Annotated in this window: 18 protein-coding genes; 6 read left to right on the forward strand and 12 right to left on the reverse strand. The window is 29.8% G+C overall.

Going from position 1 to position 17,666, the window contains the following annotated elements; translation table 11 throughout:
* Window positions 1-5: 5 nt before the first annotated feature.
* Window positions 6-620 carry a LysE family translocator gene (locus MHM83_RS09895; RefSeq protein ID WP_239179536.1) on the forward strand — a complete coding sequence of 205 codons (615 nt, stop codon included), beginning with the start codon at window positions 6-8 and terminating at the stop codon, window positions 618-620.
* A 17-nt stretch (window positions 621-637) separates the two neighbouring features.
* On the opposite strand, the gene MHM83_RS09900 is transcribed toward MHM83_RS09895, so the two are convergent.
* Window positions 638-1,324 (reverse strand): tetratricopeptide repeat protein, encoded by a 687-nt coding sequence (locus MHM83_RS09900; RefSeq protein ID WP_239179538.1) that lies wholly within the window; start codon window positions 1,322-1,324, stop codon window positions 638-640.
* Window positions 1,325-1,554: 230 nt separating this feature from the next.
* Between MHM83_RS09900 and lon the strand changes: the two genes are divergently transcribed.
* Window positions 1,555-4,011 carry an endopeptidase La gene (gene lon / locus MHM83_RS09905; protein ID WP_173360747.1) on the forward strand — a complete coding sequence of 819 codons (2,457 nt, stop codon included), beginning with the start codon at window positions 1,555-1,557 and terminating at the stop codon, window positions 4,009-4,011.
* A 61-nt stretch (window positions 4,012-4,072) separates the two neighbouring features.
* Here lon and MHM83_RS09910 read toward each other — a convergent pair whose 3' ends face one another.
* Window positions 4,073-4,252, reverse strand: coding sequence for a hypothetical protein (locus tag MHM83_RS09910; RefSeq protein ID WP_173360746.1), 180 nt, complete (start codon window positions 4,250-4,252; stop codon window positions 4,073-4,075).
* Between the two features lie 26 nt (window positions 4,253-4,278).
* The gene (locus tag MHM83_RS09915; RefSeq protein ID WP_164723413.1) at window positions 4,279-4,449 is read right to left on the reverse strand and encodes a hypothetical protein; all 171 of its coding nucleotides are present in this window, start codon (window positions 4,447-4,449) and stop codon (window positions 4,279-4,281) included.
* Between the two features lie 283 nt (window positions 4,450-4,732).
* On the opposite strand from MHM83_RS09915, the gene MHM83_RS09920 reads away from it, so the two are divergent.
* Window positions 4,733-4,942: a hypothetical protein gene (locus tag MHM83_RS09920; protein WP_239179541.1), complete on the forward strand. Its 210-nt coding sequence runs from the start codon at window positions 4,733-4,735 to the stop codon at window positions 4,940-4,942.
* Window positions 4,943-4,960: 18 nt separating this feature from the next.
* Here the strand turns inward: MHM83_RS09920 and MHM83_RS09925 are convergent, their stop codons facing one another.
* Window positions 4,961-6,664 (reverse strand): helix-turn-helix domain-containing protein, encoded by a 1,704-nt coding sequence (locus tag MHM83_RS09925; RefSeq protein WP_239179543.1) that lies wholly within the window; start codon window positions 6,662-6,664, stop codon window positions 4,961-4,963.
* A gap of 253 nt (window positions 6,665-6,917) precedes the next feature.
* Here MHM83_RS09925 and MHM83_RS09930 point away from each other — a divergent pair, with 253 nt between their 5' ends.
* Window positions 6,918-7,352 (forward strand): hypothetical protein, encoded by a 435-nt coding sequence (locus MHM83_RS09930; protein ID WP_239179545.1) that lies wholly within the window; start codon window positions 6,918-6,920, stop codon window positions 7,350-7,352.
* Between the two features lie 66 nt (window positions 7,353-7,418).
* On the opposite strand, the gene MHM83_RS09935 is transcribed toward MHM83_RS09930, so the two are convergent.
* From MHM83_RS09935 to MHM83_RS09960, 6 genes are all read right to left on the reverse strand, one after another.
* Window positions 7,419-9,647: a M1 family metallopeptidase gene (locus MHM83_RS09935; protein WP_239179547.1), complete on the reverse strand. Its 2,229-nt coding sequence runs from the start codon at window positions 9,645-9,647 to the stop codon at window positions 7,419-7,421.
* 71 nt (window positions 9,648-9,718) lie between these two features.
* Entirely contained in the window at window positions 9,719-10,210 is a 492-nt protein-coding gene (locus MHM83_RS09940) for a DUF6702 family protein (protein WP_239179549.1), read from the reverse strand.
* A gap of 29 nt (window positions 10,211-10,239) precedes the next feature.
* On the reverse strand, window positions 10,240-11,037 hold the full coding sequence (locus tag MHM83_RS09945; protein WP_239179551.1) for a carboxypeptidase-like regulatory domain-containing protein: 798 nt from the start codon (window positions 11,035-11,037) through the stop codon (window positions 10,240-10,242).
* Between the two features lie 90 nt (window positions 11,038-11,127).
* The gene (locus MHM83_RS09950) at window positions 11,128-11,904 is read right to left on the reverse strand and encodes a carboxypeptidase-like regulatory domain-containing protein (protein ID WP_239179553.1); all 777 of its coding nucleotides are present in this window, start codon (window positions 11,902-11,904) and stop codon (window positions 11,128-11,130) included.
* A gap of 4 nt (window positions 11,905-11,908) precedes the next feature.
* Window positions 11,909-12,721, reverse strand: coding sequence for a carboxypeptidase-like regulatory domain-containing protein (locus tag MHM83_RS09955; RefSeq protein WP_239179555.1), 813 nt, complete (start codon window positions 12,719-12,721; stop codon window positions 11,909-11,911).
* A 4-nt stretch (window positions 12,722-12,725) separates the two neighbouring features.
* Window positions 12,726-13,502, reverse strand: coding sequence for a carboxypeptidase-like regulatory domain-containing protein (locus MHM83_RS09960; RefSeq protein ID WP_239179557.1), 777 nt, complete (start codon window positions 13,500-13,502; stop codon window positions 12,726-12,728).
* 145 nt (window positions 13,503-13,647) lie between these two features.
* On the opposite strand from MHM83_RS09960, the gene pepE reads away from it, so the two are divergent.
* Window positions 13,648-14,355 (forward strand): dipeptidase PepE, encoded by a 708-nt coding sequence (pepE, locus tag MHM83_RS09965; RefSeq protein ID WP_239179559.1) that lies wholly within the window; start codon window positions 13,648-13,650, stop codon window positions 14,353-14,355.
* 409 nt (window positions 14,356-14,764) lie between these two features.
* Window positions 14,765-15,391 carry a JAB domain-containing protein gene (locus MHM83_RS09970; RefSeq protein WP_239179561.1) on the forward strand — a complete coding sequence of 209 codons (627 nt, stop codon included), beginning with the start codon at window positions 14,765-14,767 and terminating at the stop codon, window positions 15,389-15,391.
* 144 nt (window positions 15,392-15,535) lie between these two features.
* Here MHM83_RS09970 and MHM83_RS09975 read toward each other — a convergent pair whose 3' ends face one another.
* Window positions 15,536-16,756, reverse strand: a complete 1,221-nt coding sequence (locus MHM83_RS09975) for a DNA cytosine methyltransferase (protein WP_239179563.1) — start codon at window positions 16,754-16,756, stop codon at window positions 15,536-15,538.
* 3 nt (window positions 16,757-16,759) lie between these two features.
* On the reverse strand, window positions 16,760-17,548 hold the full coding sequence (locus tag MHM83_RS09980) for an Eco47II family restriction endonuclease (RefSeq protein WP_239179564.1): 789 nt from the start codon (window positions 17,546-17,548) through the stop codon (window positions 16,760-16,762).
* Window positions 17,549-17,666 lie beyond the last annotated feature (118 nt).

Raw genomic sequence — 17,666 nt, forward strand, 5'->3', positions numbered from 1 at the left:
TTGTTATGCTAGAAACCCTCATATCTTTTGTATTAGCCACGGCTACTTTAGCGATTTCACCAGGTCCTGATAATATTTTTGTCTTAACCCAAAGTATTGTCAATGGAAAAAAATATGGATTGGCTACAGTTGCTGGTTTAATGACAGGATGTATCATTCATACAACTTTGGTGGCTTTTGGCGTATCGGAAATCATCAAACAGAATCCGAATTTGTTTTTTATCATCAAGTTATTTGGAGCAGGATATTTACTGTATTTAGCATTTCAAGTATATAAAAGTGATGCTAAAATTGCCTTTTCTACTGAGAATGTTCAGAAAAAATCAACAATGCAGTTATTCAAAACAGGTTTTTGGATGAATGTATTAAACCCTAAGGTTACGATTTTCTTTTTGGCATTCTTCCCGCAGTTTTTGTTTTCTGACAGCTTGTCAAACGTACTCCAGTTTTATGTATTAGGAGGATTATTCATTTTAACATCTTTTTTAATATTTTCTTCCATTGCTATTTTGGCAGGAAAAATTTCTAATTACATTAAACGGCACAAAAAGGTGGGAATATATTTAAAATGGGCGCAAATTGTAGTTTTTATAGGTATAGCGATGTTAATTTTACTTTAAAAAACTTTCAAGATTATTTATTCCTCTTTCTTTAAAGTAAGTTTTTCTAAAGCACGTTTAGAACTTCTATTTTCAGGATTAATGGTTAAAGCTTTTTTATAGTATTCAATAGCCTTCGCTGTATCTTTCATTCTGGTATAAGCATCAGCGGTACTATCATAAGTATTTGAGCTGTTAGGATACAATTCAATATTAATTTTAAAAACATTAAGGGCATTTTCAAACTCATCTTTTCTAAGATATTGATATCCTAACCTATTTATATTTCGTTCTCTGATTACAGGATTTAAACTGTCTTTTTCTTTTATAGCTTTGTAACCTTTTAAAGCAGCTTCAAAGTTACCTTCTGCTAAATGTTCGCTGGGAGTTTTTTCTCCTTTTTTTAGTTTTTTAAAGACATACTTTTTACCTTCATGCTCACGCTTTTCAGCTAACCCTATCATATTCTTAGAAGTATTAAAAATTAGTTTTTCATTTAACTCTCTAACGTAAAAAGAAGAATCATTCACTTTTAAAGGTTCTAAGTTTTGATTACGCCATTTTATAAGTAATTTATTGTCATTATTAAAAGTAACTTCTATAATTTCATCAGCATTAAAATAATAGCGTCCTGCTGCTTTTTCAATAAACTCAGAAGAGTTTGTTTTTGAGGTACAGTTAATTAGTAATAAAAGTAATGATAGAGTTAAAATGTTAAATTTCATTTTTGGTTAGTTTTATGTTGAAATAAGATGTTAGTAAGACGATTTAGAACCAAATAAGTTACAAATTAAATTATTTATAGCTTTCGTTGGCATAAGAATTGAAATATAGATAACGAGATAGATAAGAGTTTTAGTTTATTCTTTTGTTTATCAGTAGATTAAGGTTTTTAAAAAGTGGTTTTTTTTCAATAAAAGAGTGATAAGTGCCACTATGACAGAATAAATAAGATATGAGTAAATCAAAAATATTACATTTAGACAATTTGTCGCTTCAAGATGTTTTTAATGAGGATTCAGAGTTAATTCCATTATTAACACCAGAAGATGAAGAGTTAATAAATCAAGAAAGTATTCCTGAAGAATTACCAATTCTTCCATTGCGTAATACAGTGTTATTTCCTGGAGTTGTAATTCCAATTACGGCAGGTAGAGATAAATCTATTCAGTTAATTAAAGATGCCAACAAGGGAGATAAAGTTGTAGGTGTTGTAGCACAAAAAGATAGTGAAGTTGAAGATCCAGGAATTGATGATATTTATCAAACAGGTGTAGTGGCACAAATTTTACGTGTATTAAAAATGCCTGATGGTAATACAACTGTAATTATCCAAGGTAAAAAGCGTTTTGAAATAGAGGAAATTACGCAAGAAGTTCCTTATTTAAAAGCAAAAGTAAAAGAAGCTGTAGACGAGCGAGAAATTGATGATCAAAAAGAGTTTGATGCAATTATCGATTCGATTAAAGACTTAGCATTAGAGGTAATTAAAGAAAACCCTATGCTACCTTCAGAAGCATCTTTTGCTATAAAAAATATTCAATCCAATTCATTTTTGGTGAATTTTATTTCGTCAAACATGGAATTAAGTGTATCGCAAAAGCAGGTATTACTTGAGAAAGACAATTTAAAAGAACGTGCATTATTAACGTTAAAGAATTTAGATAAAGAGCTTCAAAAGTTACAATTACGTAACGATATTCAATCTAAAACACGTTCTGACTTAGATAAACAACAACGTGAATACTATTTAAATCAACAATTAAAAACCATTCAAGATGAATTAGGTGGTGTTTCTCACGAGCAAGAGCTAGATGAAATGCGTACTAAGGCTAAGTCTAAAAAATGGAATAAAGAGGTTGGAGAAACTTTTGAGAAAGAGTTAGGGCGTTTAAGACGTATGAACCCTCAAATGGCAGAATATGGTGTACAGCGTAACTACTTAGAGTTAATGTTAGAGTTACCTTGGGGCGAGTATTCAAAAGATAAATTTGATTTAAAAAGAGCTCAAAAAATTTTAGATAGAGATCATTTTGGGTTAGAGAAAGTTAAAGAGCGTATTTTAGAGCATTTAGCGGTTTTAAAATTACGTGGTGATATGAAATCGCCAATTATTTGTTTATACGGACCTCCAGGAGTAGGTAAAACATCGTTAGGTAAATCGGTAGCTGAAGCATTAGGACGCAAGTACGTACGCATGTCTTTAGGAGGTTTACGTGATGAAGCTGAAATTAGAGGACACCGTAAAACCTATATTGGAGCAATGCCTGGTCGTTTAATCCAAAATATTAAAAAGGCAGGAACTTCAAATCCTGTATTTGTGTTAGATGAAATAGATAAGTTAAGTCAAAGTCATCAAGGAGATCCTTCTTCAGCAATGTTAGAAGTATTAGACCCAGAACAAAACACAGCTTTTTATGATAATTATTTAGAAGTAGGATATGATCTTTCTAAAGTATTATTTATAGCAACAGCTAATAACATTAATCAAATTCCATGGGCATTACGTGATCGTATGGAAATTATTAACGTAACAGGGTATACTATTGAAGAGAAGGTAGAAATAGCTAAAAAATACTTGTTCCCAAAGCAATTAAAAGAGCACGGATTATCAAAAGAACATTTAACTGTAGGTAAAAAGCAGATAGAGAAAATAGTTGAAGGATACACTAGAGAGTCTGGAGTTCGTGGTTTAGAAAAACAAGTAGCAAAAGTAGTTCGCTTTGCCGCTAAGTCTATTGCGATGGAAGAGGAGTACAATGTTGTTTTGACAAATGAAGATATAGAAACTATTTTAGGACCTGCACGTTTAGAACGTGATAAGTACGAGAATAACGATGTTGCAGGTGTTGTTACTGGGTTAGCTTGGACAAGCGTTGGAGGAGATATTTTATTTATAGAATCTATTATTTCTAAAGGAAAAGGAAATCTTTCAATTACAGGTAATTTAGGTACTGTAATGAAAGAGTCTTCAACAATTGCAATGAAATATATAAAATCTAATGCTGAGGAATTTGGAATTAATCCTGAAGTATTAGATAAATATGATGTACACATTCACGTGCCTGAAGGAGCTACCCCTAAAGATGGTCCAAGTGCAGGTATTACTATGTTAACTTCTTTAGTTTCTGTATTTACACAGCGTAAAGTGAAAAATAAATTAGCCATGACTGGAGAGATTACGCTACGCGGAAAGGTACTTCCAGTTGGTGGAATTAAAGAAAAAATATTAGCAGCAAAACGAGCAAATATTAAAGAAATTATTTTGTGTGCTGATAATAAAAAGGATGTAGAAGAAATAAAAGAGAGCTACTTAAAAGGGTTAAAATTTCATTATGTAACCGACATGAGTGAGGTAATTGATATAGCACTTACCAAGCAAAAAGTTAAGAATGCTAAGAAGCTTGTATAATTTATAAAAAAAGCCACTTATTAAGGTATAAGTGGCTTTTTAGTTTTAACAAGTTACTTGATTACATAGTAGCTATTTCGTCACCTGGAAGTGCAAATGGCTGACACCAACAAGACACTAATGGAGCTACACCTAAACATACATATCTTGTATGTGGCGGGCATTTTATAGCTCCTCCATTAATTTCTCTTTGTTCTGTTTTATTTAAAACGTTTCCTAAGTTTGCAATTGATTTTAACATGATTGATTAGTTTTAGTTATTTGTTTTTAATGATCAAAATCTTCAAAAGGTTTTTCAGTATATTCTGGCTCACACCAGCATCTTATCCAGTCACATTTTAAATAAGTTCCTCTAGGACATACAATTTGACCTCCATTAACTTCTCTTTGTTCTGACTTATTCAAAACATTTCCTAAGCTTGAAATTGATTTTAACATGGTTAATTAATTTTAGTTTCCCTTACTCTATATTATATGCTTTTCAGGATCCGCATTTTAGAATTATGTATCTCAAATATTGAAAAATAGATAGAGCAAAAGAAAAGTACTAAGTGACTATTTAAGAAAAAAGTAGGTACTATTTAAAAAAAATAGCACTATTAATTGGTGTTTAAGTGTCTGTTTTTTAGTTTGTTGATATGTTTGTTTATGTGTGGAGGTTTGTAATGGGAAAACAAGAGATAAAAAAATTAACTTTACCTAAACAGAAAAATTAAAATTTATGAAACGTTTATCTATTGAATTATTAACAAAGTACGAATTAACATTAGAAGAAAAGATTAAAGTATTTGCAGGAGATCCAATTGAGGCACCTGCTAATAAAATAGATTTCGGGGGACCAGATACAGATGGAGAAGAAGATTGTTTTACTTTACCTCCAGGTAGCACAAGAGATAAATGCTACGATGATAAAGATAAATTCAGGATTTAAAATAATTACAAGAAAGTATTATAACTCCTTATTGATTTTCTCTATAAATTGATAAGGAGTTATACCTATATGTTTTTTAAAAATTCGTGTAAAGGACTTAGCATTCTTATATCCAGCTATTTCTCCAATAGCTTGTGTTGTATAAGATCTTACTTTCTTGTCGTTGCTCAATGCTCCAATAATGTAGTTAATACGTAATTCATTCGTATAATCATTAAAGCTCATTTTTTTATAATCTTTAATGATTTTTGATAGGTAAGTAGTATTGGTTCCTATTTTTTTAGCTGCATTATATAAACTATACTCTTCTTTTAAAAAGTACTTTTTTTCCTCTATTTTTAATAAGCCACTAATAATTTGTTGATGTTGTTCGTCTTTTATTTTTAATGGATTAGGTAAAGAAAAGGGTTTTTCAGTTAGGTCTTCTTTTTTTGAAATTTTATTTAATAGTTCACTTAACTTTTTCTTTGCTTTCTTTTTTTCTTTAGCGTTTTTAAATACTAAAAAAGAGATAACTATTACTGTAGATATTAATCCTATAACTATAATTTCATAATAAAAATTCTTTTTGTTACTATCCTCTTTTAACTTTTTAATTTTTTTATCAAAATCAACTTTAATTGCTTCTTTAAACTGTTTTTTATCTCTTAATGAAACTTTTGAATGATTATTTACATATGTGTTTAAATAATAATTTGCAGAGTCTACTTTATTTTGATAAGTATAAATTTGTGAAAGGTATCCATTCATTTTTATATAATTATCATCTAAAATGGTGTCTTTTTTTATTTTAAGAGCAGTTAAAAAGTTATGTTTAGCCTTTTCGAATTTATTTAAATTATAATAGTTTAGACCATTGTTGTAGTATCCTTTGTATAAATAAGACTGTGACTTGCTTTTTTCGAATAACGCTAAACTTTTTTCAAGAAAAGAACTAGCTTTAGAGTATTCTTTTTTTAAAGTATAAATAGTCCCTTTTCCATAATAAACTTTGCCGGTATAATAGCTATTAAGATTAAACTCTTTTGTTTTTAGTATCAAATTATAGTAATGTAAAGAAGAGTCTGCATACTGCTGTTTTTCTCTATTTTTTTTATATAAAGTAGCGTAAATAGCAGCAACATTAAACATTCTTTTATATTTGCTACTATAATACTTGTTTGAAAGGGATTCTTTATTAGCTTCTATAAGGTCAAGAGTTTCTTTTGCTTTATTAAGAGCTTTATCAAGCTCTCCCATGTCTTGATAAATAAGTGCGATGTTCCCTTTTATTTTAATAATTCGCTCAATATCTTTGGCTAACAAAGCGTAATTTTCGGCTGTAATATAATTTTGTAAAGCTGGTTTAATTAACTTTCTTCTTTTATTAGAGTTGCCTAAGAGAATATGAATATCAAACAGTAAAGGAAAATTTTTATTTACTCTTACTATTTTAGGAAGATATTTATTAATACTATCTTTAAAAGAAGTGTTTATAGATTGTTTTTCTCTTACTTTTAAATATTCTATAGCAGCATATCCAAAAGTTTTATAAGCAGTATTATTACTTAGTAGAAGCTTGTTCATATAGTATAAAGAACTATCAACACCAATTTCTTTATTTAAATAGAACTTTTTTTTAATTTTTATCAAGTCACTTTCGTTATACTTCTCTATTTCTTGAGAAAAAGAAAGAATACAATTAAAAATTACTAAGAAGAGAAATAAAATTTGCTTTAACATAATTTTTTTGAAGGGTTAGAGGAAAATTAATAGTAGTTGCAAAATAAAAATAATTTAACAAGAAAGCTATTTCTTCTATTCTATTTTTGATTTACAGTAAGTTAGTTTATTTCTAAAAAAATGTTATAAGAACATAATAAGATAATATGTAAATAAAAAGAGAAAATACTTTTTATAAATAAAAAGCGTTGTTGTTTTAGTTATATTTAAAAAATTTTTAAAAAGTAATATAAAACTTAAACCCTTAAATTTCATGAAAAAACTTTTTTTATTAGCAGGTCTTTTATTTTCTGTAGCCTCGTATTCTCAGATTGAATTTATTGAAACTACTAAAACAGAAATAGTAGGAAAAATAGAGTACGTTTATTTAGAGAAAATAGGAGATAAAGCTTACAACTTTTACTATAAGAATTTAAATGATCCTATTCATGAATATGTTCATTTTTCATTTAAAAACTTAGATAATGATGTAGAAAAATTACATCAAATAATTGTAAAAGGCTTTGAAGAAAACCCTAGAGATCCTTATAAAATTAAAGCAAATGGAGATGTAATCTGGTTAAAATATACTAAAGTTGATGGAGTAGTAATGTTACAAATTCAACAGTATGTAAGTAGAGATCCAGATATTATGACAGTTTCTAAGTTACTTACATATGAAGAAGTAAATAAGTTATTTAGCAAATAGTTAAAATAACAGCAACAAAAAAGCAGCCCATAGGCTGCTTTTTTGTTAGGTTTAAATAAAACTATATTAGTTTTTAGCTTTCTTTTTAAAAGCATCAAACTTATTTGTTGTTTGTTTAGGCCAACTGTTATTTGAAGTATCAATATCGGCAGTTTCTAAATCAGGATCTACAACAATACTTTTAATTTCTTGAGTAGATGTAAATACTCTTTTTACTTTATGCTCATTTTTTTTCCAAATTTGAGCAGGGAAAGTTTGGCGTTTTTTAGAACCATCTGCATACGTTAATTCCACAATAATAGGCATTACTAAACCACCTGGTTTTTCAAACTCAACTTGATAAATATAATTAGGTATATTTTTTAAATTAGCTTTCTTGTCTGATGGTAAGCTATTAATATATGCTTCTATTTCAGATTTATCAGCATCTTCTTTTTTAGTAGTTAAGTAAACTAACTTACCTAATTGCGCAAAATAAGAAGGATATTGCTGTTGTAACTTCTTACTTTCTTCATTTGGCTTATTGGTTAAATATAAAGGCTTAACCTCTTTAATTCCAATATCAGTATAATCAGTGGTGTAGAACCAACCTCTCCAAAACCAGTCTAAGTCCATACCAGAAGCATCCTCCATTGTTCTAAAGAAATCGGCAGGGGTAGGGTGCTTAAACATCCATCTTTTAGAGTATGTTCTAAAAGCATAGTCAAATAACTCAGGTCCCATAATTGTTTGACGTAACATGTATAAACCAGCAGCTGGTTTTGTGTAAGCATTAGGTCCGAAATTATGTACATAATCACCTTGAGACATGATAGGGCTTAACCTATCTTGATCTAAACTCATGTAACGAACAATATCTTTAGGTAAGTTACCAGTGTTAAAGTTTGGATCGTAGTCTAATTCAGCTAAAATTTCAACAAATGAATTTAAGCCTTCATCCATCCAAGTCCACTGACGCTCGTCAGAGTTAACAATCATAGGGAAGAAGTTATGACCAACTTCATGAGTAATTACTCCAATCATTCCGTTTTTAACTCTATCAGAATAGGTTCCATCAGGATTTGGGCGTCCGTAGTTAAAACAAATCATAGGATACTCCATTCCTTGACGCTTAGCGTGTACTGATACTGCTTTAGAATATGGATAATCAAAAGTCATTTTAGAATACTCTTCTAATGTATTAGCAACAACACGAGTAGAGTGCTCTTCCCATAGCGGATTTCCTTCTTTTGGGTATAAAGATAATGCCATAACGGTTTTACCATTAATATCTACAGCCATAGCATCCCAAATATATTTTCTTGATGAAGCAAAAGCAAAATCACGTACTTTATTTGCCTTAAAGTGCCAAGTTTTAGTTTTAGTAGTTCCTTGCTTTTCGTTTTCTTCAGCTTCTTTTTGAGTAACAATAAACACTGGGTCTTTAAAAGATTTTCTAGCTTTTTCAAGACGTTTACGTTGTTCTCTACTTAATACCTCTTTTTCGTTTTGTAGTTCACCAGTAGCCTCTAAAATATGATCGGCAGGAACAGTAATTTTCACATCGTAATCACCAAATTCTAAAGCCCATTCACTACGCCCCCAAAATTGCATGTTTTGCCATCCTTCAACATTGTTGTACACACATAATCTTGGGAAAAATTGAGCAATAGTATAGTTTTTATTTCCGTCAGGAAAAGATTCAAAACCAGAACGACCACCGTCTTCAACAGAGTTGTTAATTAAGTAGTTCCACTTAATTTTGAATTTAAAAACCTCACCAGGAGCTAATGGTTTAGGTAAGTTAATACGCATCATCGTGCGGTTAATAGTATGAGGTAAATCTCTACCATCAGCATATTTTACGGCTTCAATATTAAAACCAAATGCTTTTGGCTTATCCATATTGTCACTCACAAACTTATCAGGAGTTTGAAAACTTCTTGCTGCATTAGATTCTGCCAAGGGAGATTTAGAATCAGGAGCTCGCATATTTTGATCTAACTGTAACCATAAATACTCTAAATGATCTTTAGAGTTGTTGTGGTAAGTAATATCTTCATCTCCGTACAATCTATCTGTAGCTTCATCTAAGCGTAAGTTCATTACATAATCAACTTTTTGTTGTGTGTATGCATGACCAGGTGCTCCTGATGCTGTACGTTGATCGTTAGGAGTAGCTAATACATCTTTTAATTGTCGAAATTTGTTTTGGTCGGTATGACCTTGTTGACGTTCTTTTTTAGGTGCTTCTTGGGCAAATAAAGAAGCTGATACAAAGAGCGCTGAAAATAATAGCGTAGAATATTTTCTCATTATATGCTTGTTAGTTTTTGAATAAATAAGCGGAAAGTTAATGAAATCTTACTACTAAAAAAGAAGCTTTATTAAAAATTTAACAAACCTTTATCATTATTGCTCGATAAAAACAAACTTTTGCGCTCCTTTTTAACAGTTGCTTTAATAAGGTTTTGTTGATCAGGGAAGTGGTCTATTAAAATATTGTTTTCTATTTTTATTGATTTTGGTAATGAAACATTTTCTATCTCTAAATAAAAGTAAACAATATTACGATCGTATTCCTTACCTATAAACTTGTAGTTTTTTTCTTCATTGTTAATAATAACTTTAAAATGAGTTTTTAAGTATTTGTAATAGTATTCATTAATAGACGGTAATTCGTTTTTAGTGGCAATTTGTAGGTTGGTATTGTAATCTTTATTTATAGCGAGCTCAATATCATCCATAAAAACATTCATAATCATTTGTACGCTTTGAGTATCTTCTCTGTATTCAATTTCAGTTAACGCAACATAGTATTTATGCAGGGTGAATGATAGTAAGGGAAGGACTAATAAGAGAACAAAAAGTTTTTTCATGGTTAATAAAGGTCAATTATTGCGCCAAATTAATCTTTTCCAATAAGTTTGAGGTACCCTGTATGTTCTTTTCTAAATATTTTAATAACTTTTAACACTTCACGGTTTTGATATAGTTTTTCTATTCCTAACGGATTACAATATTCTAAAAAGTGATAATATTTATCAACCGGAATTTTAAGTTCAACAAAAAAGAAGTCTTCTCCTAATTCATTAAGTAATTTAGCAGGCATATTTTCTTTAAAAGCTAATTCTTTACGAAGTTTTATTAGTTTTTCTGAGTTTTTTACAGGAAACGTGTTGGTAGTACCCATTCCTTCAAAAGCTTTTGTAGGGTCAATATTTACCACATTAGGTTTTACGTGTTTACTTATATAATCGTCTGAATGGTAATTACTGTAATTAACATTTGAAAAGTCGGTAGCTTTACTTGCTATTTCTAAGTTTTTATCACGCTTTACCTTTCTAAGGTCTTTGGCAAGTTCACCTGATAATTCGTTGTTTCTTAGTAAAACTTCATCTAGTTCATAATCTTGTTTTTCAAGAGTAGTTCTTTTTCTGTAGGTATTAAAGTCGGCTTTGGTTAGTTTTTCATAAATGGTTTTATAACCTATACTACTATATCTAATAGAATCTGTAGGTCTAGCAAAAAGTCTGTATTCTCCATTCTCGTTAGAAAACGTGGCTTGGTTTGTTGAAAAGTTAACAATATGAGCATTTTCTAGCACACCATTTTCATCATAAACAATTCCAAAAAGTGTTTTTCGTTCTTCTTGAGAGAATACGAATTGTGATAAAAATAACAAGGCTATTAGAACTTTCTTCATGGTACTTTATTAGGTTAGATTAGTATACACCTAAAGGTACGAAATATTTTAAGAAAGCGTAACCAATAACAACGAAATAGGGAAGAGGTTTTAATTGTATTTTTTAGGGTTAAGTTTTTTAAATTCGTCTGATTTCTTTTGTAAAAATGTAATCATTGCTACTTCATTATTTAAATAAAGAGTATTGAAGTCATCGGCAGATTCAGCAAAATAAATAAACCTGTCAATATCTTCTTTTAGTATGTTTAGTTCGTGTTGAATGAGTATGTGGTAATTACGGCGTATGTTTTCTATTCTTTTTTCTTTGTCTTCAATAGCCTTAAGTTTTTTTAATTTTTTTAGTCTTCCAGAAATCCAATTTAGTAAAGGGTCAATTGCTATACCTCCATAACTTGAAGTAGCAGTGTGTAACCTCCTTTCAGCAGGAGTAAGTATTCTAGAACCGGCAAAGGGCAGGTTTAATGTTTCGGCATTAATTTCTTTTTCAGATTTTATATGTTTTGTGTCTGAGGAAATATGCCCGAGTAAATTATGTTTTTTTATCGCTACTTCATCCAGTTCAATAGGTACTTTTTTTAATTGAATGTAATTTTCTTGCATTCCGAAGTGATTAACACCTACCACAATTTTTTTAGTTTCATAACCTACGAACGTAATTTGTATAGTATCATTTGCTTTGGCTAAAATCCTAAACTCACCATTATTATTAGTAAAAGTTCCCTGTTTAGTGTTAAGGTTTATTACATGTGCGTTAGGAACAGCACTTACTTCATCTTGTATTATAGCGTAAAAGAATTTTCTACTTTCTTGTGCTGTAGCTTTTATTATAAAAAACAGACAAATAATTGAAGGGAGTATATTTTTCATGTGTTTAGTTATTAATTGCTTTTAAATAGCTCTTACTTTCTTGTTGTAAGATAGCAATGACTTTTAAAAGTTGTTGTTCTTTATATAATTTTTCTATTTCTAGTGGATTGCAATATTCTAAAAAATGAAGATACTTGTCTTTAGGTATGTTAAGCTCTTTAAAAAAGAAGGACTCTCCAAATGCTGAGAGGAGCATTTTAGGAAAACTTTCCTTAAACTGTATTGTTTTTCGGGTTCTTTTTAGTTGTTCAGAATAATTATCTTTCCCTAAACTAATTGCGCCTCCAACACCAGCAAATTTAGCAGTAGGGTCAGTTACTTTTCTCATATTAGGAACCCCCATTTTATCAATCTCATCAATAGGCATAATAATAGGGTCTTGAAAATTAATCATAGAAAAATCAATAGCTTTTTTAGCTTTTTCCATACCAATATCTTTAGGTGTTTGTTTAGTATCTATAGCAAGTGAACCTATTAAGTTGTGTTTTTTTACTTCCACTTCATCCAATTCAAAAGGAACTTTAACTAGGGTAATTTTATTTTCTTGTATTCCAAAATGAATATGGGTAAGCTTAATTTTTTGGGTTTCGTATCCTACAAAAGATATTTGTAAAGTATCGTTAGGTTTTGCTAAAATTCTAAATTTACCAAAGTCGGTACTAAATGTACCTTGTTGGGTATTTAGGTTGATAATATGAGCGTTGGGTATAGCACCAAGTTCATCATTTAAAGTTCCGTAAACGAATTTTCGTTTTTGTTGAGCCGTAGCTCCTAAAGTAATTAGTAGTAAAAGTGTGATGGGTAGTTGTTTAATCATGCAATTATTTTTTGGTAACTCTTATATTTTCATTTTCTAGTAGGTAAGGGGATGATTTACTATTTTCAATTAAAACAGCCGTAAGTTCTAATACTTTGTCTTTATTATACAGGTTTATAATTCCTTTAGAAATACAAGCTTGTAAAAACTGATTGATGTTTTCTTTCTTTATTTTTAGTTGACGTATAAAAAAGCCATCTGTAAAGTGTTTTCTAATTTTTTCAATATTTCTATCTTCAACAGTAATCTTTTTTAATTGTTTTTTTCGTTTGTTTGTTCCGTTAAGTGCATTTATAAGTCCCGTTACACTAATAGCTAAGCCCGATTCTACCTTTACTGTTTTTTCATCTTTTGGTTGTATAACATTGGCATAAGGTAGTTTTAAGGTTTTAGCATTTACAACAGGGGCGTTGTTAAGAATGTCGGGATCAATTTCTAAAATACTTCTTTGCTTTTCAAGCACAACCTCATCTAACATGTGCGTTTTACTATCAACAAAAATTACAATGTTTTTAGCTTTAATATGCTCTTTGGTAAGGGTAACCTCTTTATACTCTAAGTTAAGATGAGAAATAAGTAAAACGTTGTTTTCAGAAGCTAAAATTTCAAAACGTCCGTTTTCATTAGAAACAGCACCAAGCGTTAGTTTTTTATTAATAATATGTACATCTTGGGTAGCAATACTATCTATAAACACAGTACCCGTAATAATTTTAGGAGTGTTTTGAGCAGTTATAGCACAGGTAGTTATGGTAAAAAGAACAAGTAACAATTTTCTCATATCACAAATAAACTACCTACTTGTCTTAAAAATGTTTTAAGGACATGGTAAATTTTTGTTAATTTGAAGTATATAAAGCATAATTAAAGATTGATTTTGAGGAGTTAAAACTCATATTAATTAAACTTAAATAGATAGTAAACAAATGAAAAAACTACTTATAGCAAGCACATCTACCGTTCATGGTAGTGGATACCTAGCATATATTTTACCAACCTTAACTAACTTTTTTAAAGAAGCCTCTACCATATTATTTATACCGTATGCACGTGCAAGCGGAAAAACCTACGATGAATATACCTCTGTAGCTCGTAAGGCTTTTGCTACTATTGATAAAAAAGTTGTAGGTATCCATGAGTTTGATAATCCGAAGGAAGCTGTTCAGCAAGCGGAGGCTATTTTTACAGGAGGAGGTAATACGTTTGAATTGGTAAATCAACTATATAAAAACGATATACTTTCTGATTTAACTACAGCAGTTGAAAACGGAACTCCGTATTTAGGTACCAGTGCAGGAAGTAATATTTGTGGAGTAACGATGATGAATACGAACGATATGCCTATTGTGTATCCACCAAGTTTTAAAACCTTAGGGTTTATTCCGTTTAATATCAACGCACATTATTTAGACCCAAATCCAGATTCTACGCACATGGGTGAAACGCGTGAAACACGCATTAAAGAATATCATGTATTTAATGAAACACCAGTGCTAGGGTTACGTGAAGGTAGCTGGCTAGAGGTTAACGGAGATTCAATTATATTACGAGGAATTTACACCGCACGTTTATTTAAACAAGGAAAGGAAGCTGAGGAGTTAGCCACAAATACAGAGGTTAGCCAGTATTTTTAACCCCTTAAAAGAAATACTTCATAGTTAAAAAAGAGTTTTTATAAGCTATTTTTATTGTTACTGTGGCTTACTATAAGAAAACAACCATTTAAAGCCTGATAAGTTAAGAAACGAACTTGTTGGGCTTATTTATTATCAAGACTTTTCCATTAGGCACCAAATGTCACTTCTACTAAGCACTAAATATCTTTCGCATTAGGCACGAAAAGACATTTCCATTATACATATCAAGTTTAATAGTACTTTATAAATTGAAATTTAAATAAACAGTGTCTCCTTATAATTCAGGTTTAATAGGTAACAAATGTTGTTTTAAGCTATAAAAAATGAAAGAATAACGTATGCTAAAAAAAACTACTTTCTATAAAAACTATATAGGCTATCTTTGAAAAAATCCTATTTTTACGATATGGACATAAAATTGACAGAACGAGAGAAGATAAAAATCTTAAATTCCGATGATATCTACGGAATAATGCAAAAAATATTACTTCGTGAAAGTAAGATAGACCAAAACCGTGAACACTTTTGGGTAATTGGTTTAGCTAACAACAACCGTATTCTTTTTATTGAGTTAATAAGCTTAGGTACTATTAATGCTACTTTGGTAGAACCTATGGAAGTTTTTAGTCTTGCATTGCAAAAAAGAGCTGTAAAAATAATGTTATGTCATAACCACCCAAGTGGTGAGTTAACTCCGTCAGACAATGACAAAAACCTAACAGATAGGTTAATACAAGTGGGTATTATAGTAAATACACATGTAATAGATCATTTAATTATTTCTGATAAAAGTTACCTAAGTTTTGCTAATACTGGTCTTTTACAAGAGTTAGAGAAAAGCACCAAATATGTACCTAAATATGTTTTAGAAGAACAGATAAAAAAGGACATGGCTAAAATAATTGAGAAAAATAGAAATATTGAAATAGCCAAAGCTTTTAAAAGAAGTGGTCTTGATAATGAGTTAATCGCTAAAAACACAGGTCTTACCATTGAAGAGGTGGAGAAGTTGCGTGTTAGGAGGGGGAAGTAGTGTGAAGTGTGTTGTATAAGAATAGTAGCAGATTTAAAGTACTAACTTTTCGGTTTTTATTATAATTAACCTTTACCTCATTATTCTTTTTTAAGTACTTAAACTGCTATTTTCTATATACGTTATTACAGTTGTATGTAGTTTTTATTCTATTTTATTTAAAAAGTCAACTACACTTAATCCTAATGCATAAGCAAGATTTACAGGAACAGCATTTCCAATCTGTTTATATTGTTGTCCTTTTGCTCCTTGAAATTTCCAATTATCTGGGAAGGTTTGGATTCTTGCACTTTCTCTAATGGTTAAAGGTCTTGTTTCTATTGGATGACATCTTTCAGTTTGTTTCATTGCTGGTGAACAAACTAATGTTAAGGATGGTTTTTTCATTGATAATCTTCTTGCTAAACCAGTTTTACCACCACCTAAAAAATAGCTTCCTCCCATATATTCCCTTTGAAGTTCATCAGATAAATCTCTCCAATAACCGCCTTCAGGAACCTCTTCCATAATTTCACGTTTTCTTTGAGGATAAACAACACCTTCACTTTTTGGAACTTTTCTATTGTATAGTTCTCCTTTTTTAAAAGCGTCTGCAACTGTCAAAACTTTAGGGTATTTCTCGGGGAATTTAAACTTTTCAAGATTATGAGCTAAATCATTTCTAACTCCAACAAGTATTAATCTTTCTCTTTTTTGAGGTACTTTATAATACATTGCTTTTAATATTCTTGGTTCAATTAAAGTGTAACCAATATCTTTGATTGATTGTTTTATTACTTCAATCGTTTTTCCTTTGTCATGTTTTAAAAGCCCTTTAACATTTTCTCCTATAAAAATTTTAGGTTGTACTTCATTAATACACCTTGCAAAGTCAAAGAATAAAGTTCCTCTTGTATCTTCAAACCCAAGTTTTTTCCCCGCACTTGAAAATGCTTGACAAGGGAAACCACCTGTAACGATGTCAATTTTACCTTTATATTCTGAAAAATTTAAATTTTGGATATCATCCTCAATTACATTCCATTTTGGACGATTATATCGTAAAGTTTTACAAGCATTTTTTTCAAACTCATTAAGTAAAACATGTTCGATTCCCGCTTTTTCCATTCCTAATGCCATACCGCCAGCACCTGCAAATAATTCAATTGAAGTATAGCTTTTATTAGGTTTTATTTTAATGAAATTATCCCAGTCCGAATTAAAAATCTCATTGGCTATTTCAAATTTATAAAGATTTTTTTTATCGTAATATTTGACACCGTTTAGTTTGGAAGGATATAATTTACCATTATTTGCCCAAGAGTTAAGACGGCTTAATGGAACGTCTAATAAATTACTTACTTCATATTCATCCAATAATTCCATAGTTTAAAATTTAAATTTATTGAACCCTTCATACTTTTTGAATGATAGAAGATAGATACTAGTTAATAAATCAGATGATAAATTCTTTAATTCTTTAAAAACAGTATTTTTCTTATTCCTTGATTTTAAATCATCAACAACATCTTTGATTACTGTTGGTAGAATGTAACAAAGTTTTTGAAAAGCAAATTTATCTTTTGTAACAATCTCATAAAATTTATCAATAGAAACTCTTCTAATACTTTCATTTGTCGGTTGTTTTACCTTGTCTAATGTTACTACCCAAGGAATATTTTGACTGTTTTTAGCAATTATCTCCACTAAAAAACATTTAGCATCTCTGTCTTGTAGTATGGTATTTTGAAAACGCATATAAGTTTTTGCACTTGAGGAAGAATTCATAGTGTTGTGTTTATTCTTCATTTCTACAAAAATTTTTTCTTTTTTGTTTTCTATATCATAACCTTGACTAGGGACATCCCAATCATCTGAAAAATATTCAAATATATTTTGATGAAAATACCCAATAAGATTTGAATTTGTCTTATCTAATTGTCTTAAAACTTCATTTTCAATTGTATCCTCATAACTTTGTTCATAAACAATAGAGTCAAATGTTAGCTTAATTGGGTCTATTAAATTTTTATTGAATTTTTTTAAATCCATTTCAAAACTATATGCTTGGACTGTTTTTGAAACGTGTTTGTATAAATCTTTATCAGATATGAATTGTAAGTTATATTCGCTCATTTCTATTTTCTTCTTGAATACAAATCTACTTATAAAACTCATTAGTTTTTAATACAAATTTGTTTTTTCAAAGGGATGTTACTTATTTATATACTTTTAATATTCTAAAACAACCTAAAAGAAGTATGAGTATACTTTTTACATTTTTTGGTGTTTTAGT

This window comes from Tenacibaculum sp. Mcav3-52 (genome assembly GCF_022347665.1).
In the GTDB taxonomy this organism is placed as follows: Bacteria; Bacteroidota; Bacteroidia; order Flavobacteriales; family Flavobacteriaceae; genus Polaribacter; species Polaribacter mesophilus.